Annotated in this window: 23 protein-coding genes; 2 read left to right on the top strand and 21 right to left on the bottom strand. The window is 58.7% G+C overall.

All coding sequences use genetic code 11. The features are described 5' to 3' along the window. Window positions 1-16 precede the first annotated feature (16 nt). From ftsH to ruvC, 16 genes are all read right to left on the bottom strand, one after another. Entirely contained in the window at window positions 17-1,981 is a 1,965-nt protein-coding gene (gene ftsH, locus EGT36_RS22975; protein WP_004445722.1) for an ATP-dependent zinc metalloprotease FtsH, read from the bottom strand. A 154-nt stretch (window positions 1,982-2,135) separates the two neighbouring features. Next, entirely contained in the window at window positions 2,136-3,476 is a 1,341-nt protein-coding gene (gene tilS / locus EGT36_RS22970; RefSeq protein WP_125271116.1) for a tRNA lysidine(34) synthetase TilS, read from the bottom strand. Window positions 3,477-3,507: 31 nt separating this feature from the next. Further along, window positions 3,508-4,515, bottom strand: coding sequence for a tol-pal system protein YbgF (gene ybgF / locus EGT36_RS22965; protein ID WP_022563043.1), 1,008 nt, complete (start codon window positions 4,513-4,515; stop codon window positions 3,508-3,510). Between the two features lie 158 nt (window positions 4,516-4,673). Further along, complete coding sequence (gene pal, locus EGT36_RS22960; RefSeq protein WP_004445728.1) at window positions 4,674-5,207, bottom strand: peptidoglycan-associated lipoprotein Pal; 534 nt, start codon at window positions 5,205-5,207, stop codon at window positions 4,674-4,676. A 209-nt stretch (window positions 5,208-5,416) separates the two neighbouring features. Beyond that, window positions 5,417-6,724, bottom strand: coding sequence for a Tol-Pal system beta propeller repeat protein TolB (gene tolB / locus EGT36_RS22955; protein ID WP_004445729.1), 1,308 nt, complete (start codon window positions 6,722-6,724; stop codon window positions 5,417-5,419). Window positions 6,725-6,744: 20 nt separating this feature from the next. Then, window positions 6,745-7,914 carry a cell envelope integrity protein TolA gene (gene tolA, locus EGT36_RS22950; protein ID WP_072493288.1) on the bottom strand — a complete coding sequence of 390 codons (1,170 nt, stop codon included), beginning with the start codon at window positions 7,912-7,914 and terminating at the stop codon, window positions 6,745-6,747. 9 nt (window positions 7,915-7,923) lie between these two features. Next, a complete protein-coding gene (gene tolR, locus EGT36_RS22945; protein WP_004445732.1) occupies window positions 7,924-8,385 on the bottom strand; it encodes a protein TolR in 462 nt (153 codons plus the stop codon). Window positions 8,386-8,442: 57 nt separating this feature from the next. Next, the gene (gene tolQ / locus EGT36_RS22940) at window positions 8,443-9,162 is read right to left on the bottom strand and encodes a protein TolQ (protein ID WP_003523238.1); all 720 of its coding nucleotides are present in this window, start codon (window positions 9,160-9,162) and stop codon (window positions 8,443-8,445) included. Window positions 9,163-9,423: 261 nt separating this feature from the next. Beyond that, window positions 9,424-9,864, bottom strand: coding sequence for a tol-pal system-associated acyl-CoA thioesterase (ybgC, locus tag EGT36_RS22935; protein WP_004445735.1), 441 nt, complete (start codon window positions 9,862-9,864; stop codon window positions 9,424-9,426). Further along, window positions 9,861-10,397 carry an NUDIX hydrolase gene (locus tag EGT36_RS22930; RefSeq protein WP_006697168.1) on the bottom strand — a complete coding sequence of 179 codons (537 nt, stop codon included), beginning with the start codon at window positions 10,395-10,397 and terminating at the stop codon, window positions 9,861-9,863. Before EGT36_RS22930 ends, ybgC begins: the two co-directional genes overlap by 4 nt. Then, window positions 10,394-10,918, bottom strand: a complete 525-nt coding sequence (locus tag EGT36_RS22925) for an NUDIX hydrolase (RefSeq protein WP_125271115.1) — start codon at window positions 10,916-10,918, stop codon at window positions 10,394-10,396. Before EGT36_RS22925 ends, EGT36_RS22930 begins: the two co-directional genes overlap by 4 nt. After that, on the bottom strand, window positions 10,915-11,496 hold the full coding sequence (locus EGT36_RS22920; RefSeq protein WP_004445740.1) for a DinB family protein: 582 nt from the start codon (window positions 11,494-11,496) through the stop codon (window positions 10,915-10,917). The genes EGT36_RS22925 and EGT36_RS22920 overlap by 4 nt, the downstream gene beginning before the upstream one ends. Before the next feature lie 33 nt (window positions 11,497-11,529). Beyond that, window positions 11,530-11,748: a hypervirulence associated TUDOR domain-containing protein gene (locus EGT36_RS22915; protein WP_004445742.1), complete on the bottom strand. Its 219-nt coding sequence runs from the start codon at window positions 11,746-11,748 to the stop codon at window positions 11,530-11,532. A gap of 52 nt (window positions 11,749-11,800) precedes the next feature. After that, window positions 11,801-12,841, bottom strand: a complete 1,041-nt coding sequence (ruvB, locus tag EGT36_RS22910; RefSeq protein WP_004445743.1) for a Holliday junction branch migration DNA helicase RuvB — start codon at window positions 12,839-12,841, stop codon at window positions 11,801-11,803. Between the two features lie 122 nt (window positions 12,842-12,963). Further along, complete coding sequence (gene ruvA, locus EGT36_RS22905; RefSeq protein WP_037091966.1) at window positions 12,964-13,581, bottom strand: Holliday junction branch migration protein RuvA; 618 nt, start codon at window positions 13,579-13,581, stop codon at window positions 12,964-12,966. 29 nt (window positions 13,582-13,610) lie between these two features. Continuing rightward, window positions 13,611-14,123 (bottom strand): crossover junction endodeoxyribonuclease RuvC, encoded by a 513-nt coding sequence (gene ruvC, locus EGT36_RS22900; RefSeq protein WP_004445748.1) that lies wholly within the window; start codon window positions 14,121-14,123, stop codon window positions 13,611-13,613. Between the two features lie 223 nt (window positions 14,124-14,346). Here ruvC and EGT36_RS22895 point away from each other — a divergent pair, with 223 nt between their 5' ends. Continuing rightward, the gene (locus EGT36_RS22895) at window positions 14,347-15,348 is read left to right on the top strand and encodes an LLM class flavin-dependent oxidoreductase (protein ID WP_004445749.1); all 1,002 of its coding nucleotides are present in this window, start codon (window positions 14,347-14,349) and stop codon (window positions 15,346-15,348) included. Window positions 15,349-15,403: 55 nt separating this feature from the next. Here EGT36_RS22895 and EGT36_RS22890 read toward each other — a convergent pair whose 3' ends face one another. Next, on the bottom strand, window positions 15,404-16,150 hold the full coding sequence (locus EGT36_RS22890; protein WP_004445751.1) for a YebC/PmpR family DNA-binding transcriptional regulator: 747 nt from the start codon (window positions 16,148-16,150) through the stop codon (window positions 15,404-15,406). A gap of 198 nt (window positions 16,151-16,348) precedes the next feature. Here EGT36_RS22890 and EGT36_RS22885 point away from each other — a divergent pair, with 198 nt between their 5' ends. Then, window positions 16,349-16,852, top strand: coding sequence for a pyridoxamine 5'-phosphate oxidase family protein (locus EGT36_RS22885; RefSeq protein WP_125271114.1), 504 nt, complete (start codon window positions 16,349-16,351; stop codon window positions 16,850-16,852). Window positions 16,853-16,889: 37 nt separating this feature from the next. Here the strand turns inward: EGT36_RS22885 and EGT36_RS22880 are convergent, their stop codons facing one another. From EGT36_RS22880 to EGT36_RS22865, 4 genes are all read right to left on the bottom strand, one after another. After that, window positions 16,890-17,732: an MBL fold metallo-hydrolase gene (locus EGT36_RS22880; protein ID WP_034497294.1), complete on the bottom strand. Its 843-nt coding sequence runs from the start codon at window positions 17,730-17,732 to the stop codon at window positions 16,890-16,892. Between the two features lie 112 nt (window positions 17,733-17,844). Then, the gene (locus EGT36_RS22875; protein ID WP_004445757.1) at window positions 17,845-18,669 is read right to left on the bottom strand and encodes a TIGR00282 family metallophosphoesterase; all 825 of its coding nucleotides are present in this window, start codon (window positions 18,667-18,669) and stop codon (window positions 17,845-17,847) included. A 72-nt stretch (window positions 18,670-18,741) separates the two neighbouring features. Beyond that, the gene (locus tag EGT36_RS22870) at window positions 18,742-19,359 is read right to left on the bottom strand and encodes a 5-formyltetrahydrofolate cyclo-ligase (RefSeq protein ID WP_037091970.1); all 618 of its coding nucleotides are present in this window, start codon (window positions 19,357-19,359) and stop codon (window positions 18,742-18,744) included. Further along, window positions 19,359-20,621, bottom strand: coding sequence for a hemolysin family protein (locus EGT36_RS22865; RefSeq protein WP_004445761.1), 1,263 nt, complete (start codon window positions 20,619-20,621; stop codon window positions 19,359-19,361). Before EGT36_RS22865 ends, EGT36_RS22870 begins: the two co-directional genes overlap by 1 nt. Window positions 20,622-21,334 lie beyond the last annotated feature (713 nt).

Genomic DNA, 21,334 nt, shown 5'->3' with positions numbered 1-21,334 from the left:
TAACAGACGCGGTCGATCAATGCGGCTGCGGCTCCATGCCGCCTTCGGCTTCACCGTCGCCCTTTGCTTCACCGTCACCCTTCACTTCACTGGGACCGTCCTTCTTGGTGCCGGCCTTCGGCACCGCGGAACCACGGCTGCCCGGAGAATCGTCGCCCAGATCGCGGGCGGGTTTTTCGCCCTTCAGCAGTGCCTTGATCTCGTCACCCGTCAGGGTTTCGTATTCGAGCAGACCCTCGGCAATCGCAACGAAACCATCGTGATTTTCCGTCAGAATGCGGCGAGCCTCGGCATAAGCCTCGTCGATCAGGCGGCGAACTTCCGTGTCGATCGTCTGGGCTGTGGCTTCGGAGACGTTCTTCGACTGCGAAACGGAGTGGCCGAGGAACACTTCCTGCTGGTTTTCACCATAGGAGACCTGGCCGAGCGCATCGGAAAAGCCCCATTGCGTGACCATGGCGCGGGCAAGCTTGGTTGCCTGCTCGATATCCGAAGACGCGCCCGAGGTAATGTTTTCCTTACCGAAGGTCAGTTCTTCGGCAACGCGGCCACCCATCATGATCACGAGGCGCGACACCATCCACTTGTAGCTCATGGAATAGCGGTCGCCTTCCGGCAGCTGCATCACCATGCCAAGTGCGCGGCCGCGCGGGATGATCGTTGCCTTGTGCAACGGATCGGCCACGGCAACCTTCAGAGCGGTGATGGCATGACCGGCTTCGTGATAGGCGGTCAGCTTCTTTTCGGCCTCGGTCATGGCGGAGGAGCGGCGTTCCGCGCCCATCATGATCTTGTCCTTGGCGTCTTCGAACTCCTGCATGGTCACCACGCGCTTGTTGCGGCGGGCGGCCATGAGGGCGGCTTCGTTGACGAGGTTCATCAGATCCGCACCCGAGAAACCGGGGGTACCGCGAGCCAGAACCTTGAGATCGACATTCGGCGCGAGCGGCACGTTGCGGATATGCACCTTGAGGATGCGTTCGCGGCCAACGATATCAGGGTTCGGCACGACAACCTGACGGTCGAAACGGCCGGGACGCAGAAGTGCGGGGTCGAGAACGTCAGGACGGTTGGTGGCGGCGATGAGAATGATGCCCTCATTCGCCTCGAAACCGTCCATCTCAACCAGCAGCTGGTTCAGCGTCTGTTCGCGCTCGTCGTTACCGCCGCCGAGGCCGGCGCCACGATGGCGGCCGACGGCGTCGATTTCATCGATGAAGATGATGCAAGGCGCATTCTTCTTCGCCTGCTCGAACATGTCACGCACACGGCTGGCACCGACGCCAACGAACATTTCCACGAAATCCGAACCGGAAATCGTGAAGAACGGCACATTGGCTTCACCTGCGACGGAACGCGCAAGAAGCGTCTTACCGGTGCCCGGAGGACCAACAAGCAGAACGCCGCGCGGAATCTTGCCGCCGAGGCGCTGGAACTTCTGCGGGTCACGCAGGAATTCCACGATTTCCTCAAGATCCTGCTTGGCTTCATCCACGCCGGCAACGTCGTCAAACGTCACGCGGCCATGGGCTTCCGTCAGGAGCTTGGCCTTGGACTTGCCGAAGCCCATCGCACCGCGCGAACCACCCTGCATCTGCCGCATGAAGAACAGCCAGACGCCAAGAATGAGAAACATCGGCAGAAGCGTGCCGAGATAGCTCAGGAAGCCCGAGGAGCCATCGCTTTCCGGGCGCGCCACGATGGTCACGTTCTTGCTCTGCAAGCGCTCCATCAGGCTGTCGTCGATGACGGGGGAATAGGTCTGAAAGGCCGTGCCGTTTTCGGTATAGGTTCCGAGAACCCGGTTACCGGTGACGGTCACGTCGCGAACTCGCCCGGAATCCACGTCGCGGAGAAACTGGGAATACGGAATTTCCCGTGAACCCGTTTGCGTCGGCGACGTCTGGAACATGCTGAACAGCGCGATCAGCAAGAGGGCGATCACGGCCCACAAGGCGAAATTTCTGAAATTTGGGTTCATCGAACTCCCCGAACTCACACGGGCACAACTACTGCCCGCTATTACGTGCCCTTAACATAAGGACGACATCTGCCCTTGCCAAGGCAAAGCGCATTATCTGATGCGTTTTGGTGTAAAAACTGTTCCAAGGCAATTCACGAAAATGAGGCCTGATTTAAACCGGGGGCTGTGGATAGGCGGCGTGCAGGAGGCGCATGGCAATCACATTGGCCAACTCAAGGTCGAAACGCGGAAGAAAAAGATCATAAGGCGCAAGCAGCGGGCGGATCGCCGCCACGCCGGACCCCGGAAATTCCAGATCGTGATTTTCGCGCACGAAGACCGGCATTGTCTGGCTGGAGCGTTTCAATATCCCCGGAGGAATGACACCGGAAGGTTTGATCGGAATACCCATTGTGTCTCCGGCGCCAAAAGCGCGGACGACTATCTCTGCATCGGAACGGTTGAACACGTCAAAGCGCTCGTCCCAAACCATCCTCGCGCCCGGCGGCATTCGCAGTGATGGAATGTTTCTGTTTTCCCGCATCAGGTAGAGGGTATCCTTGCGGTAATCGAACACGACGCGGTTCGCCGTTATCCTTCCCGGTTCTCGATTCGCGACAAGCGCCATCACCCTGTCCATCGTGTCAGAGGCCATGGGATATCGTCGACCGCCGATAACACCTGATAGCGCCGACAACGCGTACCGGATAACAGCGGGGTCTTCACCGAGGCTCTCAGCGTTTATCCTGATTAAACCAAGGAAAAAAAAACAAGAGTTATGATGTACAAACCGGGCTGCGCGTGCGGATAATTCCGACCTTGTGTCTGACGTTCCGTACGGAAAAAGACGAGGCGTATCGTCCAGTGCCTGCCGCACCCTCACCCGCTCATATTTGCGGTTTTCATTGCTGGGATCATCGATCCAGCCTTGCGCCCTTTCGAGAAGATAATCGCGAATGGCTTGGCGCTCGCAATGCAGAAATGGCCGCATGACCCAGTGACGCCCACCATACAGCACGGCGTCTGCCATACCCGACAAGCCGAGATTATCAGCCCGTTTACCGCGGGCGGCGCGCATCGCAACCGTTTCCCGCTGGTCGCCCCGTGTATGCCCCGTCACGATGACATCGGCGCTCATCGTGTCCGCGACACCAGCAATCAGATGGTAACGCGCCAGGCGCGAGGCCTCGGCCAAACCGGAGGCGGGTTTTTGGTCTTCCCAACGGCGCACGGCATGAAAGATGCCAAGCCCGGCGCATAACGTGGCGACTTTTTTTGCCTCGTCAGCGGATTCGGGCCGTAGCGCATGATCGACCGTGACGGCCGACAGCCGCACCTGATCCCCTGAACCGATGGAAGCTTCGTGCAATGCGAGCAACAAACCGGTGGAATCGCTGCCGCCGGAAATTGCAACGAGAATATGCGCAGGTTTGCGCAGTTTCGCGACGAACAATCGCGCAGCCTCAAGCGGGACAAGCCCGGTTTCGTCTGGAATGCTGGTCTTGGCAGGCATGGACAGACCGCACTTCAATGGGAAAGAGGGATCAGCAGCTCAGCCGCTTCTGTTCACTGGCGACTTTGTTCAGCACGGTCTTCGAGGCATTGGGGTAACGCTTCGGCACCTCGCGCAGCGTGGCGCAGGCCGTTTCGGTATTATCGAGAGCGGCAAGGGACATGCCAAGCTTCATAAGCATTTCCGGAGCCTTCGGAGACTTGCCATAGGCCTGGTGGCCGTTAAGAAAGGTCTTCGCGGCTTCGTTGAACTTGCCCTGAGAATATTGCGCTTCACCCAGCCAGAAGCTCGCATCCGCGGCTTTCGTGCCCTTGGGGTAACCCTGCAGATATTGTTGGAACCCCTGCTCCGCCAGCTTGTAATCACCGGAAAGGACATGACCGTAAGCGGCCTGGTAGATATCGCCTTCGCTGGTCAGCGCCGCTGTATTGACGGGATCGGTCTTGCGCGTGCTGTTGCCTGTTGTCACGCCGGGAAGGCTGCCGGAAGAATTGTTGGCGCCTGAATTGAGCGTGCCGCCAATAGGCATCCCCTTGGAATCAAGTTCGATCGAACCGAGCGTGGTCTCACCCGGCGCGCCTGTCGGAGCACTGGAGGGAGCAGACGGTGAAACGGAAGCGCCACCCTCGGGTGGCGTTTCGATGATCGTTGCAACGTCGTCGGTCGGGGGCGTCGCCGGACTGACCGGACTTGCCTCCGCCTTCTTTTTCGGCGTTGCTGCAGGACTTCCGCCCTTTCCGCTTTCCAGTTCCTGGAAGCGGAACTCATTGTCTTCCTGCGCCTTGCGGATCGTCTCCTGCATCTGCAAAAGCTGGAAGCTCATTTCCTCGATACGGCCGTTGAGTTGCCGGATCTGTTCTTCAAGCTGCTGAACCCGATAGGCTTCATTGGCCTGAACCCGGACGACCGGGGGCTGCTGCTGAGAATTGATCGTGCCGAAGCTACCCCCCGCACCGAACAGCGGACCCGAAACGGCTGTGCCGCTCAAGCCGGTGCAGGCTGCAAGCCCCAGCATTCCCGCCACGACAAGTTTCTTCATCTCATTCGTCCTGCCTTAACTGATTTGCACCGGAATAGTGCAAGCCGGATTTTTTCCATATCGACCGAAAAAGCAACTTAACTTCGGCCAAACTATGAAAAAAACATAAGGCGGCCCGAAGACCGCCCTTTATTTACGTTCACAAAAACGTCAGGCGATTACATGCCTGCGCCGCCGAGAACCGTGACCGCGCGACGGTTCTGCGACCAGCAGGAAATGTCGTCGCAAACCGCGACCGGACGTTCCTTGCCGTAGGAGATCGTCTTCATGCGGCTTGCCGGAACACCCTGAGAGGCCAGGAAGTCGCGGGTTGCTGCCGCACGGCGGGCGCCGAGTGCCAGGTTGTATTCACGCGTGCCGCGCTCGTCGGCATGGCCTTCGACCGTGATGGCGTAGTTCGGGTAACGGGCAAGCCACTGTGCCTGGCGCTGCAGGGTCTGCTGGGCGTCGGCGCGGATCGAGGTGGAGTCCGTGTCGAAGAAGATGCGGTCGCCGACATTGACCGTGAAGTCCTGCTGGGAGCCCGGCGTTGCAGAGCCTGCGCCACCAAGGCCGAGTTCACCGGCGCTGTTCGGCATGTTCTTCTTGTTCGCGCAGCCTGCGAGAGCAAGCGCGAGCGTCATGGCGATGACAGCCGGGTTACGGGCCAGTTTCTGCATGGGGCTGAGTGCCGAAATATGTGTACGGCTCATCGCCGGTCTCTCCTTAGGATTTCAATAACGTTGCCGGACACTAACTGATCGCGGTTAATAGCCGGCAAACGCTTATGGTTAACAGAAAGGAAATGTCCCAGTTTTTTGCTCCCTCACAACACTTTGCGGCAAGAAAGAGGCACATTTCCCTGTGGAATGCGTAAAACATCACGGCACCGGTTTAAGCCGGCGCCGTGATGGCAGTCATATCAGTCCAGAAGCGGCGACCAGGCCGGGTCTGAAGCGAAGGTCGGTGTCTTGATGAGCTGTTCATTGTAGCCCGTCAGGTCGATCGAATAGAGCTGCGGACCGCCCGCACCCGCGTTCTGGCGGAAGAACATCAGTACGCGGCCATTCGGTGCCCAGGTTGGCCCTTCATTGTGGAAGCCGCTGGTCAGGATTCGTTCGCCCGAACCATCCGTCTTCATCACACCGATCGAGAACTTGCCGCCAGACTGCTTGGTGAAGGCAATCAGATCGCCGCGCGGGGACCATACCGGCGTGGAATAGGAACCATCGCCGAAGGAAATGCGCTGCTGGCCGGAACCATCGGCATTCATGACGTAAATCTGCTGGCGGCCGCCACGGTCACTTTCAAAGGCAACACGCTGACCGTCAGGCGAATAGGACGGGGCCGTATCGATCGCCGACGTGTTGGTCAGGCGTGTCGTGGTACGAGAGCGCAGATCCATGGTGTAGATATTGGCGTTGCCATCCTGCTGAAGGCTCATGATCACCTTCTGCCCGTCAGGCGAAAAGCGCGGCGAGAACGTCATGCCTGGGAAGTTGCCGACGACTTCACGCTGTCCGGTTTCCAGCTGCAGCAGATAAACGCGTGGCTGCTGGCCTTCAAAGGACATGTAGGTCACTTCCTGACGGCTCGGCGAAAAACGCGGTGTCAGGACGATGTCGTTCGAGTTGGTCAGGTTGCGGACGTTGAAACCGTCCTGGTCCATGATCGACAGCTGCCGCTTGCGGGCGGTCTTTGGTCCGCTTTCGGAAACAAAAACGACGCGGGTATCGAAATAGCCCTTTTCACCGGTGACGCGCTCGTAGATGGCATCCGCGATGATGTGAGCGACACGGCGCCAGTTTTCAGGCTGGGTGAAGAACTGCTGGCCCGTCATCTGCTGATTGGCGAAGGTATCCCACAGGCGGAATTCGGCGCGCAGGCGGCCGTCGCTTTCGCGCGTCACGCGACCGGTAACGAGCGCCTGCGCGTTGATGACCTTCCAGTCTTCGAAACGCGGCTGCTGATCCGGATTGCTGATCTTTTCGATGAAGGCGTTCTTGTTGACCGGCGCAAAGAGACCGGACCGCTGCAAGTCGGCGGCGATGACCGCGGAGACCTGCGCGCCGATGCCGTCGCTCGACATGAAGTCGGTGATGGCAATCGGCAGCGGCTCGACATTACCCTTGTTGATATTGATTTCCACCCGTGCAAAAGCCGGTGCGGAGAAAACCGACATGAGGGCCGCGACAGCGAGCACCAGCCGGATCGGCGAAAATATCTTCATGTTGCCAGGCCTTTCAGCATTCATAGCAATTCACTGGGATCGAAGTTCACGACGACTTCGTTCCATGCATCGTATTTGTCGGCAGGAAGGTTCGTGAACGGAGCAGAACGCATGATGGCGCGATAAGCTCCGCCGGAAAGGGCACGGCGCGTCCCTTCGGAACCGCCCGTCGCCTCGATCTCGGGCCGACCGATGATGGAGCCATCACGGTCGAGCTTCATGGTCACCCGGACGCGAACGTCCGAGGCATCCGCCATGCCGGGAATGATCTGCCAGTTCTTCTGGATCGCGCCGCGTAGCGCATCCATTTCCGTCTGGCTGAGCGTCGAGCCGCCCGTTGATTTCTTGCCGCCAAGGGCTGCCGTCTGCGTCGAGCGCTTTGCGCCGCCGCCGGAAGGCGCCTGCTTGTTCAACAGCGCGGCAATATCGTCGGCGTTGAAATCGCTTTCTTTCGAGGAAGCGGACTTCGCAGTCTCCTGCTTCTTCTCGCCGGGCTTCTTATCGGAAGGCTTGTCCGTCGACTTTGCCTGATCCGGCTTTTTCTCAGCTGGCTTTTCGGCCGGTTTCTGCTCCGCTGGCTTCGTCTCGGCCTGTTTCGGCTCTTCCGGCTTCGGCGGCTCGGGCCTCGAATTCGGACGGGGAACGTTCTGCGGCACCGGTATTTCTGCCGGCTCCTGCGTGGCAGGCGGCGGTTCTTCCGCCTTGGTTTCCTGCGGCGGCGGCTCGGTCTTGGGCTGCGGTGCGACTTCAGGCTTGGTCTGCGGCAAGGCGGCCATTTCCTGCGGCTTGGGAGCCGAGGTTTCCTCCTTCACGATTTCCTTCACCTCATTCGCTTTGGTATCAACGACGGGCTGCGGCTTCTCCTGCTTTGGCGGTGCGGCCGCGGCGATATTGTCGTTAGGCTTGGCGGTCGGCGTCGGCGGCGCCTCGATATCCGCGGTGTTATTGCCAATATTCTGCGCGTTCTCGATGATATCGGGACGGGTTGTCGGAACAGGCGCGGATTTTTCCGCCTTGGGCGCATTTTTATCGCCCTGCTGTATCTGGGTCAGTTCCTCGATCGGCACCAGCTCCACCGGCAAGGCCTCAGCCTGAGACACGTCAAGGGGTTCCGGCGAGCCCAGGGAGACAAGGGCGAAAGCCAGAAGCGACGCATGCACGATCGCGGATGTGGTAAGGCTGCCCTTCATCGCTTTACGTCAATTGTCCTGTTTCTGCTGGGTCACAAGGCCGATGTTTTTGAAACCGGCCGCCTGGATACGCGCCATCACATCCGCAACGACGCCATAGGCGGCAACGGAATCCGCGCGCACGAAAATGCGTTCGTTATAGCCGGTCGTGGCGATTGCCTGCAGCTTGTCCGCCACTTCAGCCGCCTGGATTTCCGTTTCCTGCAAATGGATCTGGCCATTGGCATTCACGGAAATGGTGATCGGTTGCGTGTCCGAATTCAACGCATTGGCGGAGGTCTGCGGCAGGTCGATCGGCACGCCGACAGTCATCATAGGCGCCGCCACCATGAAGATGATGAGCAGCACGAGCATGACGTCGACCAGCGGCGTCACGTTGATTTCGCTGATCGCGCCGCCTCTGCGCCGTCCGCCGCGTCCACCCCGGCGTCCGCCGGAACCGCCGCCGCTGCCACCTGCTGACATACCCATATCATCTACTCCGTTTTGCCTTGCGGCAAATCACTCGACGGCATTGCAGTCGGCCGCTTACTGGGCGGCCTGCCGTGTCTGAAGTTTTTCATCGATCTGTCGCGACAGGATTGCCGAAAATTCGTCGGCGAAACCTTCCATTCGGGCGGAAAGCTTGTGTGCGTCAGCCGTGAACTTGTTGTAGGCGATAACCGCGGGAATAGCCGCGACAAGGCCGATCGCGGTTGCAAGAAGCGCTTCCGCGATACCGGGAGCCACGACCGCGAGGTTGGTGGACTTCGAACCGGCAATCGCCTGGAACGAGGTCATGATACCGACAACCGTGCCGAAGAGACCGATAAAGGGGCCGGCCGAACCGATGGTGGCGAGCGAGCCGAGGCGCGCCTCGTATTGTTCGCTTTCCCGCGCCATGGTCACGTCCATTGCCCGGTCGATACGCATCTGCAGGCCGATGGGCGAACGTGCGCCACGCTCGAAGGATTTTTTCCATTCGCGCATGGCCGAAACGAAAATTGCGGCCAGACCGCCATTCTGGCGCTCCGCCAGCGTGCGATAGAGCTCTTCAAGAGACTGGCCCGACCAGAACACCTGTTCGAACTGGTCGAACTGGCGCCTCGCCTTGCCGAAGCTCACATATTTGTCGAAGACGATTGCCCACGTCCAGACCGAGGCGGCGATAAGCCCGATCATCACGAGCTTAACGATGAGGCCCGCCTGCATAAACAGCGCCCAGAGACTTACATCATGCGTCGCCGCTGCCAAACCTGCCTGTTCCATAAATATCCAATCCCCGAATCCAAACGCCCGGTACGGGACCGGGCGATTCAAACGCGTGTTAACGCTCGAAGTCCTGCGGCAACAGCCGCCAACCCCTTAGCCATACCCCGATACTTGCCAGTAAGCCTTACTTGCCAATAAATTTGGTGAAAGGAAGGCGTGCGCTGCACAAATGCCAGTTGCTAAAGTAAGACACCATTATGGTTAAAGGAGTGTTACAACCCGGCCACGCCCGGCGGATTTACTGATCCGGCCCATCAATTACTTCAGAAATTTTTCCGCCACCGTCTCGGGAAGACGCCTTGGCCGGCCATTGGCATTGATGACGGCTATGATGACCTTGGCGGCGACGAGCAGCGTTTCACCGCGCCTGATTTCCTGATTAAGCACCATTTTTGCGCCCCCGGCCTTCTCGGTGATGGTGGTCACCGTCAGCACGTCGTCCATCCGGGCGGGGCTTTTAAAATCGATCTCCATGCGATGCACGACGAAGACCAGACCTTCTTCATCAGCGGTCAGAAGCGCACTTTGTTCGCAGCCGAGGCAACGCAGGTAATCGGTACGGCCCCGCTCAAGAAAATGCAGGTACCGCGCATGATAAACCAGGCCGGAAAAATCGGTGTCCTCGTAATAGACGCGTTGCATCAGGCGGTGACCGTGTTCGATCAGTTCACCCGACAGCGAAACCAAAAGCTCGCTCATAATGTCTCCTTGGGATTTTCAGTAGCGTCGGAGCGGCCCTCGCGGACAATCAGATGCTCGTGCCGCAGGGGCAACGCCTCGATGCGCTCTGCGATGAAGCGCGGGCGCAGATCGTTCCTGATCAGCGCGGAAGTTCGTGAAGGCAGCCAGCGGAATTCGACCTCGATGCCATCCATCACCCTGTGGACGATGTGGTTTTCATGGAATGGCAGGGCATGGCCCAGCGAAACGAGATAATAAAATCCCAACTCATGGGCCCAATAACCGTCATAGGCGAAAAAGTTTTCGGCCGACCATAAAAGGCGCTCCACCGAACACGTCCGATCAAGCTCCTCACCGATCTCGCGAACAATGGTCTGCTCGGAGCTTTCACCGATTTCAGCCCGACCGCCAGGCAAGGCCCAGTAGTCATCCCCTGCGCCACGCTGCACCAGAAGATGATCACTCTGAAAAATGAGGGCTGCCACGCGCATGCTGAAAAGCTGCGGTCTGCGATCCAACCGGATCATGTGACGTTGGGGCGGAGAGGTCATTTATCGTCCAGATCGCCGTCGTGCCAGACAAGGTGTCGCGTGGCCCTGGGCAGGTTCTCTATTTCGTCGGCGATGAAATAGGGGGGAATATCGAGCTCCGTCAATGCCTGCCGGGTTGCCGCGACCCAGCGAAACTCAAGCTCGTTATCGCCATCCTGAACACGGTGAATAATGTCGGTGGGATGAAAGGCAAGCGTTTGCGGCAGGTCCATCAGGTAATAAAAGCCGAGTTCGTGCCAGTCCTTGCCTTCGTAATGGAAGAAATTTTCGACCGCCCAGAGAAGCCGCCCGATCTTGGCTTCCACACCGAGCTCCTCGACCATTTCTCGCGCCAGCGTTTCTTCTGAGCGCTCACCCATTTCGGCACGCCCGCCTGGAAAGGTCCAGAATTTTTCATGTGTGGCCCGGTGCACCAGGACGTAGCCATCGCGGAAGGCCAGCCCCGCGACCCGCATCTGGAAAATGCGCTTCGGCTTGAACTTGATGCGGATGCGGATGTCCTGCTTGGTATCGTGTGTCATTGGGCGGGCCTGCGGGCTGGAAACATCAAATCGGTTTCCGTCCACCCTAATGCATCCATCTCGTCTTTTCTCGCCTTTGCATCATCTCCCACAATGAATTCATCCAGTTGCGGCGGCTTGACCGGGGTCCCGGACAGCATCGCATGCGCCTGCCCGCGATGATGCGTCTGGTGCTGGAAGAGATGCGACAGAACGTCGTCGCAGCGATCCTGCTGGATACGCCTGCCGCGGTGGATATTGACAATAGCGGCGAGGCGATCTTCATCGAGCCCGTCGACAAGAGCGATCAACACCTCGTCAAGCTCTGTCTGGGCGCCTTGCAACGCCAGCATGTTGGCAAAGGGTTCCTCTACGGCAAAGGCGGCCAGTCCCAGTGTGCCGCCCTGCAACGCATCGATATAAAAGCGGTCGACAGTGTAGATATGATTGAGCGTCGCACGCAGCGTCGGGAAGAAACTGATGCGGCGGGCAACAAACGCCTCCTGCGAAAGCTGGAGACAGGCTTGATGCAGCCGGTAATTGGCGAGCCGGTTGTTGCGCGCAAGTTTGCGGAAAACCCGCAGCGGATCATAAGGCATCGGCATCCCTCCCGTAACACCTAACGGCGTCGTTCAATCGGTGCGTTCGAGCTCTGATCTGCTTTTCAGAACCTTGCCGCCATCTTCCTGTTCGATGAGATAAGCGGGTTCGTCTTTGCTGGCCTTACGCTTTATCGTGGAACCGGAAATCGTTCTTTCGACATCTTCGGTGAAGACTTCAAGGATTTTCCCTTCACCTGTACCCGTGCCCCAGTTCCAGCGGACCTTCGTACCCTTGCGATATCCAGACATGACCATCTCCGTGCCAAAGACGATCAAAGCCGGCAAGGCGGGTTTGTTCCCCTCAATCGTCCTCAAGCGTGAGCCGGAACTGTGCTGCCTCGAGATCCTTCGGCGGCTGCATGCCCAGATGTTTCCAGGCCGTGGCGGTCAGGATACGCCCGCGCGGCGTGCGCTGGATGAAACCCTGCTGGATCATATAGGGCTCGATGATATCCTCGATCGCGTCGCGCGGCTCCGACAGTCCGGCAGCAATGGTCTCGATGCCGACCGGGCCTCCTCCAAAATTGACGGCGATCATGGTCAGATACCGCATGTCCAGCTGGTCAAGACCCATATTATCCACCAGCAGCCGCGTCAAAGCCTCGTCGGCGATATCCCGGGTAACGGCTTCCGCCCGTGCCACCTCGGCAAAGTCGCGCACCCGGCGCAGAAGCCGTCCGGCAATGCGGGGCGTGCCACGCGCCCGCCTCGCCACTTCGCGGGCACCCTCATCCGTCATGTTGAGACCCATCAGCCGCGCACCGCGACGGACGATAAGTTCCAGTTCATCAACCGTGTAAAAGGACAAACGCACGGGAATGCCGAAACGGTCGCGCAGCGGTGTCGTCAAGAGGCCGAGGCGGGTGGTGGCGGCGACAAGCGTGAATTTGGAAAGATCGATCTTCACCGAACGCGCCGCCGGGCCTTCCCCGATGATCAGATCGAGCTGGAAATCCTCCATCGCCGGATACAGGATTTCTTCCACGGCCGGGTTGAGGCGATGAATTTCATCGATGAAGAGAACATCGCGCTCTTCAAGATTGGTCAGGAGCGCGGCGAGATCGCCCGCCTTGGCGATTACCGGCCCTGAGGTGGACTTGAAGTTTACTCCAAGCTCCTTGGCCATGATCTGCGCCAGCGTGGTCTTGCCGAGGCCGGGCGGACCGACGAACAGCACGTGATCCAACGCCTCGCCACGATTCTTGGCGGCCTCGATGAAGACCTTGAGATTGGCGCGCGCCTCCGCCTGCCCGGTAAAGTCGTCCAGCGACTGCGGGCGCAGGGTGGTGTCGATGTCCTCACCGCGCTTTTCCGGGGTGATCAGTCTGTCCGCATCGCTCATTCAGGGCATTCCATTATTTCTAGAATTCATGAGGTCGTCTTCGCCGCTATAACATGGCTGTCGCGCCAGGGCGCGTCACGAAATTCAACACCGCGTCCGGACGCTTGTGTAACGGGCTCACCTTACCGTGAAAGCTCCTTCAGCCCCAGCCGGATCAACTTGGCGCTATCCGCGTCCTCACCGCCATTTTTCAGCGCCGCGGCGACCGCATTGGCGGCCTGGTCACGCGAATAGCCGAGATTGGTGAGTGCAGATACGGCGTCCGCCACCGGCGCGGAGGCTACACCCTCCCCGAGTTCCTGCTTCAGTCCGATAGCCCCGGACGCCTCGCCCGCGAAAGCCGGGGCCTTGTTGCGCAATTCGGTCACGAGCCGCACGGCCACTTTGGGCCCAACCCCCGGCGCACGCGATATTGACGCCTTGTCCTGGAGCGCTATGGCATTGGCAAGCTCGGTGGGCGACAGGGTGGAAAGCACCGCAAGAGCGACTTTCGATCCGACGCCCTGCACGCTCTGCAAAAGGTTGAACCATTCCCGCTCCAGCGCCGAAAGAAAGCCGAAAAGCTTGAGCTGGTCCTCTCGTACATAGGTTTCGATGAAGAGGATCACGGCCTCTCCGACGGAGCCTATTTTCGACAGCGTGCGCGCCGAACAATAGGCGACGTAACAGACGCCATGCACATCCACCAACACGTAATCCGTGCCGATTTCCTCGATGCTGCCCTTCAGTTTTCCGATCATGATCGCGCCCGCTGCAATGAGACTTAAAATTAACCGGCCGCCAGCAGCCGACGCATCCTGTCACCGCCGCGATTATGGGCGTGGCAGATTGCGATCGCGAGGGCGTCCGCCGCATCGTTACCCTTGAACTCGGCCTTCGGCATCAGGATTTTCAGCATCATGTGAATTTGCTGCTTTTCACCATGCCCCACGCCGATGACAGCTTTTTTCACGGCGTTCGGCGCATATTCGAACACCGGCAAACCGGCACGCGCCGGAACAAGCATGGCAATGCCGCGCGCCTGTCCGAGTTTCAGCGTGGCCACCGCGTCCTTGTTGACGAAAGTCTGCTCCACAGCCGCCTCATCGGGCTGATGGCTGTGCACGATTTCCGCCAGGCCGTCATGAAGCTGGCAAAGCCGGGAGGCGAGATCCATGTCGCCATCTGAAGTCACCGTGCCGGAAGCGACGAAACGCAGGCTGTTTCCCAATGTGTCGATCACGCCCCAGCCGGTGCGCCGTAGTCCGGGGTCAATGCCGATGATCCGAATCGTCTTTTGCATGAGGTACCTTATCTTTCCGGCCGCGAGACTGCCAGCGATAAGTGAACAAAACGACAACATTCCCGGATACAGACGTCAAGTCAGGACCAAAGTTGTGCCAGTACCGACCTTTGGCAAAGGCCAATTTTTTTGATCCATCCTTCAATTCTACGCGACTTGTCTGGTAAATCCGTAGACGCGCCTTACATCCGCTGCAAAGACCCAGATTACGCAGGAGCGTCGGATGATCCCCTTTTCCCTTCTCGATCTTTCGCCCATCGGCGAGGGCGAGAGCGTCAGCGCGGCGCTCGAAAACTCCCGCCGGATGGCGATCAAGGCTGAAGAACAAGGTTATAACCGGATATGGCTGGCCGAACATCACGGCATGCCCGGCATCGCAAGCGCCGCGACGTCGCTCGTTATCGCCCATGTGGGAGCGGCCACGAAACATATCCGCGTCGGCTCCGGCGGTATCATGCTTCCCAACCACTCCCCGCTCGTCATTGCCGAACAGTTCGGGACGCTTGCAGCACTTCTGCCCGGCCGGGTCGATCTTGGCCTGGGCCGCGCCCCCGGAACGGATATGCGAACCGCACGGGCGCTGCGCCGTAATCTCGACGCCGGTGCGGAGAATTTCCCGCACGACATCGTCGAATTGCAAAGATATCTCGGCCCGCCCCAGCAGGATCAGGCGATCCTCGCCGTACCCGGCATGAATTCGAACGTGCCTCTCTGGCTGCTCGGTTCCAGCACCTATAGTGCGCATCTGGCCGCAGCCCTTGGCCTGCCCTATTCCTTCGCATCCCATTTTGCCCCTGACATGCTGATGGAAGCGATCCATATCTATCGCGAGCGCTTCCAGCCCTCCGAGGTGCTGGACAAGCCCTATGTGATGGTTGGCGTGATGGGTGTAGGCGCCGATACCGACGAGGAGGCGCAGCATCTCTTTACCTCGTCACAGCAGCAATTCGTCAATCTGCGGCGCAATGTGCGCACGCAGTTCCCGAAGCCCGTGCACAGCATGGAAGGCTACTGGAACGAGATGGAGCGCTTCTCCGTGGAGCACACGTTGCGTTTTGCCGCCGTTGGCGCGCCTGAAACGATCCAGCGTCATCTCGACGGTTTTCTGGCTGAAACACAGGCGGATGAGCTGATTGTCTCGATGCCGATCCACGACATCGAAAAGCGGCTGCGGTCGGTCGAGATTTTCGCCGACGTGCGGACATCCATCAAAAAGGCCGCCTAAACAAAAAGCCCCGGCGCGGATCGCTGCCGGGGCTTTTTTTAGGAACGTGAAAACGTCAGGCGGAAAGCTTGGCGAGAATTTCTTCCGACACTTCGAAGTTCGAATAGACGTTCTGCACGTCGTCATCGTCTTCGAGGTTGTCGATGAGTTTCATCAGCGACTGTGCCTTTTCTTCATCTACCGGTACCGTGTTCTGCGGCTTCCAGATGGCCTTGACGCTTTCGGCTTCGCCCAGCACGCCTTCCAGCGCCTTGGATACCTCGTTCATCGCTTCGAAACCGCAGATGATGATGTGGCCGTCTTCGGAAGATTCAACATCGTCCGCACCGGCCTCGATGGCCGCTTCCATCACCTTGTCTGCATCGCCGACTTCCGCCTTGTAGGAAATCTCGCCGACACGGTCGAAGGAGAAGGAGACCGATCCGGTTTCACCCAGCGCACCACCAGCCTTGGTGAAGATGGATCGTACATTGGAGGCAGTGCGGTTACGGTTGTCTGTAAGCGCCTCGACGATGACGGCGACGCCGCCAGGGCCGTAGCCTTCGTAGCGGACCTCATCATAGTTCTCGCCTTCGGCACCCGCAGCCTTCTTGATGGCACGTTCGATATTGTCTTTCGGCATGGACTGGGCCTTGGCGTTCTGGATGGCCAGACGCAGGCGCGGGTTCATGTTCGGGTCGGGCATGCCCGTCTTGGCCGCAACGGTGATTTCGCGCGCAAGCTTGGAAAACATTTTGGACCGCACGGAGTCCTGCTTGCCCTTGCGGTGCATGATGTTCTTGAACTGTGAATGACCAGCCATGGAAAACCTGATTTATCGTAATTTGGAGATTGCGGGCCTTATAAGTGCGATAGGCTCATCGTTCAAGCCCGCAGGCGCTTTCTCTTGCCGCAACAACAGAAGGAACTGATTTATCCGCTCTTCGTTCTGATCATGAACGCGACGGAGAAGGCCATCTTGTCCACTCCGCCGCAGCCCCAAACCGGAAGGAGAAGACATATGGTCAGCCTGACTGAAGCAAGAGAAGCCCCGGCCCGCCAGCTCTGGGACGAGATCAATTCCGTCCATGCCGGCATGCTCGGCCTTGAGGGCCTGCACAGTCACATGCAGCCTATGGCGCCCCACGCTGACCCCAAGACCAACACGATCTGGTTTTTTTCCAAAAAAGACACGGATCTGGTAAAATCGCTCAAATCCGGATCCCGTGCGCATTTCTGCCTTGTGGGCAAGGATCATGATTATCACGCCTGCCTTTCGGGCGTCCTCGAAGCGCGCGATGACAAATCAAAGATCGACGAATACTGGAATTCAGTCACCGCCGCCTGGTACGAGCACGGCAAGAGCGATCCGCAACTAACGATGCTGGCGTTGCATGTCGATGATGCCGATATCTGGGCTTCGACGGACAGTACGCTGAAATTCGGCTGGGAAATCGCCAAGGCAAACATGTCGGATGACAAGACGCCCGACGTCGGCGTTCGCCTGCACCTCACCTTCGCCTGAGAACCCGCTCCCCGAGCCTTTCCCCGCCCGTCGCCATTTACATGCCTTTCGGCACCAGTATCTGCGGCTGGCGGGGAAGGTTTCTCATCGAGACCCGGATGACCGGATCGCTCGCATAGGCGATAGCGAAATTTTCGCCAAACATAGTCAGAAACTGCTCCAGCGGCGGGCCGGTGCGATGCATCGGCAGGATCAGCGCAGAGCGCAGGCGCTTGACCACCCTGCTCATGCTGTCGGCCCCCATGGTCAAACCACCATCGACAGGCACCATCAACACATCCAGGCGGCCGATCTCGGCATAATGCGTGTCCGTCAACTCATGATGCAGATGGCCGAGATGGCCGATACATAGCCCGGCAACCTCGAAGATGAAGATGGAATTGCCGTTTTCCTGAAAAGACTCATAATCTCCCCAGCGGTTGCGGATGTCGGTTGAGACATTGCGGATGTAAACGTCGCCCACGAGCACCTTGTGCTCGGCTTTTTCTCCCGGCGTATCGCTCCAGCCATGCAGCACATATTGAATGGCCGGGTCCGGATTGAGGGTGAAATGTGTTGAATGCGCCCGGTTCATGGTCACCACCGTCGGCATGACGGGAGGGCGATAGACGCCGTTATAATCCGTGGCAATCGTTACCCCGCCGGGACTTTCGATCAGGTAGGTGGAGTGGCCGATGAAGCTGATTTTCACCTCTTCCTTCGCCGTGGCCTGAGCCAGCTGAACATTGCGCGCATCGAAGCGCGCGAACATCACGCCCGGAATGGCGCTGGCGATCGCCTGGCACTGGCTGACGGGAGGACGGCTCGCCGACTGGGAGAAGGCCGCTCCCGAACAGGCGATCAGTCCTGTTATTGCAAGCATTAGCACGCGCAGCATCATGCCACTCCCCTGAACTTGCGAAGCTGAGAGGATGGGACAGGTTTTGCCGAGCGTCCAGTTACATCAGCAACTGAAGGCTGGCACTCTCGTCATTGTGAACGCTTTGGCGGGATCAAACCCAGAAGGAAGGCAGCGTTTCCGAAAGTCGCGGCCCGATGCGCAGCGGCGCAATTTTTTCCGCAAGCCCAGTCCGGTCGGAAATCTCCACCCCGACACCGCAGATCGTGGCAGGCCCGCTCGCCGCCTCAAAGCGGCCCTTCGGCATCTTGGAGATAAAGCGGTTGATCGGCTCTTCCTTGTCCATTCCGAGGGAACTGTCATAATCGCCGCACATGCCCGCATCCGACATGTAGGCGGTTCCGCCGTTCAATATCTGTGCGTCAGCTGTCGGAACATGGGTGTGGGTGCCGACGACGAAGCTTGCACGGCCATCCACGAAATGTCCGAAGCACTGTTTCTCGCTGGTCGCCTCGGCGTGAAAATCGAAGATGATGGCATCCGCCTGTTCCTTCAGCGGGCAGGCCGCAAGAATGCTTTCCGCCGACTTGAAGGGGTCGTCCAGCTCCGGATGCATGAAGACCCGCCCCATGATGTTGGCGACCAATATGCGTGCGCCGTTGCGGGCATAAAAAATGCCCGAGCCCTTGCCCGGCGTACCCTCGGGGTAATTGGCGGGCCGCAGGAACTGGTCATGGCGCTCGCAGAAGGAAACCGCCTCTTTCTGATCCCAGACGTGATTGCCGGTGGTGACAACATCGGCACCGGCATTGATGGTCTCGAGATAGATATCCTCGGTGATACCGAAACCACCAGCAGCATTCTCACCGTTGACGATGACGAAATCCAGCTTCAGATCGGAAATCAGCCCCGGCAATCGCTCCCAGACAGCCGTGCGTCCGGTCTTGCCAACCATGTCTCCGAGAAAAAGAAGCCTCATTCACCCGCCCCGATCTTGCGCATGTTTCGATATTTCGTCCCCTCTAACGGGTAATCCATCTTTTAAAAAGTGCTAAAGCGCCTTTTGCTCACTATCGGAGATCGACAACGGGGCTGAAAACCAGCGCAGACCGCTTTCTGTCAGAATGGCGTGAAGCGAGACATCGTGCGGTTCCGCGGGGATGTCTGCCACTTCCTGGCAGTCAAAGGCGACACCGATGAGAACGGGCTGTTTGCCCTTGGCGTGCAACCGCGCGATGGCGCGGTCATAATGGCCTGCGCCATAACCAACCCGTTGCCCGTGTCCGTCGAAGACGGACAGAGGTACGAGCAGTATATCGGGATCGAGAAGCTCCGCATCCTCACCCGGACCGGTCGTGCTGAAGCCGGTCTTCACCAGCGGCGTATCCCTCTCGAAAGCCCTGAAGACAATGGTTTCACGATCCAGCACAACGGGAAGGACGAGACGTCCACCCCTCGCCCGCAACGCTTCCATCAGCGGACGGGTATCCGCCTCCGAGCGGATCGGCATGAAGCCGGAGATGACGGTCCCCGGCACAAGGGGAATATCCGCGGCACCGTGGGCGGTAATGAACCGGCTCTTCTCGTGCCGTTCCGCCAGTGTCAGAGCATCTCGCGCGGCGAGCCGTTCGCCGCGCAACCTTGCTTTTTCGGCAACGTCACCGGGCATCAGGCGGCCCGGCTCACGAGAACCTTGTCGATGCGGTGACCATCAAGGTCGATGACCTCGAAACGCCAGCCGTTGCGGGTTACATGTTCACCCAGTTCCGGCAGGCGACGGAACTCGTCCAGGACAAGTCCGGCGACGGTCTCGAACTCGGCGTCCTCATTGATCTGGAAGCCCATGCGATAAGCGAACTCATCGGCAGGCATCCAGCCGGCAACGAGGAACGAACCGTCCTCGCGCTCGACCATGGCCGGCTCTTCGTCGTCATCTTCCTGAAAGGCACCGGTAATGGCCTCCAGCACGTCGCCGGAGCTGATGATACCTTCGAAATGGCCGTACTCGTCATAAACGAGGACCATGTGCACGGTGGAGCGACGCAGCGACTGGATGACGTCAACGGCGCTCGTCAGGTCGGACACGACGGGCACCTCGCGCAGAAGCTCACGAATGTTGAGCTCCTTGCCGGAGGCCAGCGCATCGAAGGCGTCCTTGGCGAAAAGCACGCCAAGAATTTCGTCGGACGCGCCGTTGCGCACCGGCAGACGCGAACGCTGCGTCCCGCGAAGCTGCTCGCGGATTTCCTCGGCGCTGTCTTCGATATCGACCACTTCCACGTCGCGACGCGGCGTCATCAGGCCGCGCGCGTTTCGGTCAGCAAGGCGCATGACGCTGGTGATCATCGCCGATTCTTCGGTCTCGATCACGCCGGCGCTATGGGCTTCGGCCAGAACGGTGCGAATTTCATCGTCGGTAACCGACGCGTTGGATTCGCCACTATGGCCGAGAAGCGCCAGAATGGCCTTACCCGACCGGTCGAGCAGCCACACCAGCGGCGCGCCGACCTTGGACAGCAGCATCATGGTAGGCGCAACACGCGCGGCAATCTTTTCAGGATCGCGCAACGCAATCTGCTTTGGCACCAGTTCGCCGACGATCAGCGACAGATAAGTAATGGCGACGACGACCGAGCCGACGCCAATTGCATCGGCCGCACGGTCAGGAACACCCTGCTCCAGAAGCCACGCCGTAAAGCGGGCACCGAGCGTGGCGCCGGAAAATGCGCCCGAGAGGACGCCGACCAGCGTGATGCCGATCTGCACTGTAGAAAGAAAGCGTCCGGGGTTTTCGGAAAGGCTGAGCGCCTGTGTGGCGCCCTTGCTGCCTTGCGTGGCAAGCACCTTTAGCCTCGCCGGTCTGGAGGAGACAACGGCAAGCTCGGACATGGCAAGCACACCGTTCAATACGGTGAGCAGGACCACGATCATAATTTCAGTAAACAAGTTTAGCTCTTTGGGCTGTTGAACGGCACGTCGCGGTTTTGGCCGCAGCGCCCCTTTTTAAAGGGCATGACAGACATACCAATCCGGATAATAGGGAATTGTTCCGCCATTGCAATGACAGGAATATAAAAAAGCCGTGCCCGGCAGTTATGAAAAATGACTGTCGACTATCTCGAGGGTACAGGGAAGCATCGGAATTGTCCCGAAACTTCAAGCGCGTTCCACGGCGACCGATGGAGATTTACGATCCTGGGTGCCTACAAAAGTAGGTGGGCACCGTGTGTCCAGCCCCACGGGACTGGCAATTGATTTCATTCAACTTCTGATCATTTAATAGATTGCCGTTTAGCAAACGGTGTCAAAATTTGCAATGGGATTTTCCGAGAGGAACGTTTGAATTACGCCAATTTAGGAGAGAGATGTCGCCTAAACGCTTTCTCATTTATGCGAACTGAGGGTCGCGACAAACTATCCTATTATTCTATCCCGTTGCCCCCGAATTCGCGAAGCGCTTGACTATGTTTGGACAGCCGCGTTCGCCGTGCTGGCAAATGTCGTGAACAAATAATGGTCTATACACAGCCGTTCACATGCTAAGTCTCGTTTGAGCCTGTGAGTTGCATTCTGTTCACGGTTTGTCTGTTGACGAATCGATAAATCTTTGAGACGTTGCGAAGCAGCAAGCAGCACACCTTTTT

Origin of the sequence: Agrobacterium sp. FDAARGOS_525, from assembly GCF_003938925.1 — a bacterium.
GTDB classification, from domain to species: Bacteria; Pseudomonadota; Alphaproteobacteria; order Rhizobiales; family Rhizobiaceae; genus Agrobacterium; species Agrobacterium pusense.
The sequence above is the reverse complement of the archived record's forward strand: the minus strand, read 5'-3'. Positions and strand labels throughout refer to the sequence as shown.

What these genes read in the sequence shown, in the direction of transcription:
- tilS (WP_125271116.1), bottom strand. Translation starts at nt 3,476, where the DNA reads ATGCCTGCCAAGACCAGCATTCCAGACGAAACCGGGCTTGTCCCGCTT.
- EGT36_RS22875 (WP_004445757.1), bottom strand. Translation starts at nt 18,669, where the DNA reads ATGAGGCTTCTTTTTCTCGGAGACATGGTTGGCAAGACCGGACGCACG.
- ruvC (WP_004445748.1), bottom strand. Translation starts at nt 14,123, where the DNA reads ATGCAAAAGACGATTCGGATCATCGGCATTGACCCCGGACTACGGCGC.
- pal (WP_004445728.1), bottom strand. Translation starts at nt 5,207, where the DNA reads ATGAGCCGTACACATATTTCGGCACTCAGCCCCATGCAGAAACTGGCC.
- ybgF (WP_022563043.1), bottom strand. Translation starts at nt 4,515, where the DNA reads ATGAAGAAACTTGTCGTGGCGGGAATGCTGGGGCTTGCAGCCTGCACC.
- tolA (WP_072493288.1), bottom strand. Translation starts at nt 7,914, where the DNA reads ATGAAGGGCAGCCTTACCACATCCGCGATCGTGCATGCGTCGCTTCTG.
- ruvA (WP_037091966.1), bottom strand. Translation starts at nt 13,581, where the DNA reads ATGATCGGAAAACTGAAGGGCAGCATCGAGGAAATCGGCACGGATTAC.
- tolB (WP_004445729.1), bottom strand. Translation starts at nt 6,724, where the DNA reads ATGAAGATATTTTCGCCGATCCGGCTGGTGCTCGCTGTCGCGGCCCTC.
- ybgC (WP_004445735.1), bottom strand. Translation starts at nt 9,864, where the DNA reads ATGAGCGAGCTTTTGGTTTCGCTGTCGGGTGAACTGATCGAACACGGT.
- EGT36_RS22930 (WP_006697168.1), bottom strand. Translation starts at nt 10,397, where the DNA reads ATGACCTCTCCGCCCCAACGTCACATGATCCGGTTGGATCGCAGACCG.
- EGT36_RS22885 (WP_125271114.1), top strand. Translation starts at nt 16,349, where the DNA reads ATGGTCAGCCTGACTGAAGCAAGAGAAGCCCCGGCCCGCCAGCTCTGG.
- EGT36_RS22880 (WP_034497294.1), bottom strand. Translation starts at nt 17,732, where the DNA reads ATGATGCTGCGCGTGCTAATGCTTGCAATAACAGGACTGATCGCCTGT.
- EGT36_RS22865 (WP_004445761.1), bottom strand. Translation starts at nt 20,621, where the DNA reads ATGATCGTGGTCCTGCTCACCGTATTGAACGGTGTGCTTGCCATGTCC.
- EGT36_RS22915 (WP_004445742.1), bottom strand. Translation starts at nt 11,748, where the DNA reads ATGTCTGGATATCGCAAGGGTACGAAGGTCCGCTGGAACTGGGGCACG.
- ruvB (WP_004445743.1), bottom strand. Translation starts at nt 12,841, where the DNA reads ATGAGCGATGCGGACAGACTGATCACCCCGGAAAAGCGCGGTGAGGAC.
- ftsH (WP_004445722.1), bottom strand. Translation starts at nt 1,981, where the DNA reads ATGAACCCAAATTTCAGAAATTTCGCCTTGTGGGCCGTGATCGCCCTC.
- EGT36_RS22920 (WP_004445740.1), bottom strand. Translation starts at nt 11,496, where the DNA reads ATGCCTTATGATCCGCTGCGGGTTTTCCGCAAACTTGCGCGCAACAAC.
- EGT36_RS22870 (WP_037091970.1), bottom strand. Translation starts at nt 19,359, where the DNA reads ATGCCCGGTGACGTTGCCGAAAAAGCAAGGTTGCGCGGCGAACGGCTC.
- EGT36_RS22925 (WP_125271115.1), bottom strand. Translation starts at nt 10,918, where the DNA reads ATGACACACGATACCAAGCAGGACATCCGCATCCGCATCAAGTTCAAG.
- EGT36_RS22890 (WP_004445751.1), bottom strand. Translation starts at nt 16,150, where the DNA reads ATGGCTGGTCATTCACAGTTCAAGAACATCATGCACCGCAAGGGCAAG.
- tolR (WP_004445732.1), bottom strand. Translation starts at nt 8,385, where the DNA reads ATGGGTATGTCAGCAGGTGGCAGCGGCGGCGGTTCCGGCGGACGCCGG.
- EGT36_RS22895 (WP_004445749.1), top strand. Translation starts at nt 14,347, where the DNA reads ATGATCCCCTTTTCCCTTCTCGATCTTTCGCCCATCGGCGAGGGCGAG.
- tolQ (WP_003523238.1), bottom strand. Translation starts at nt 9,162, where the DNA reads ATGGAACAGGCAGGTTTGGCAGCGGCGACGCATGATGTAAGTCTCTGG.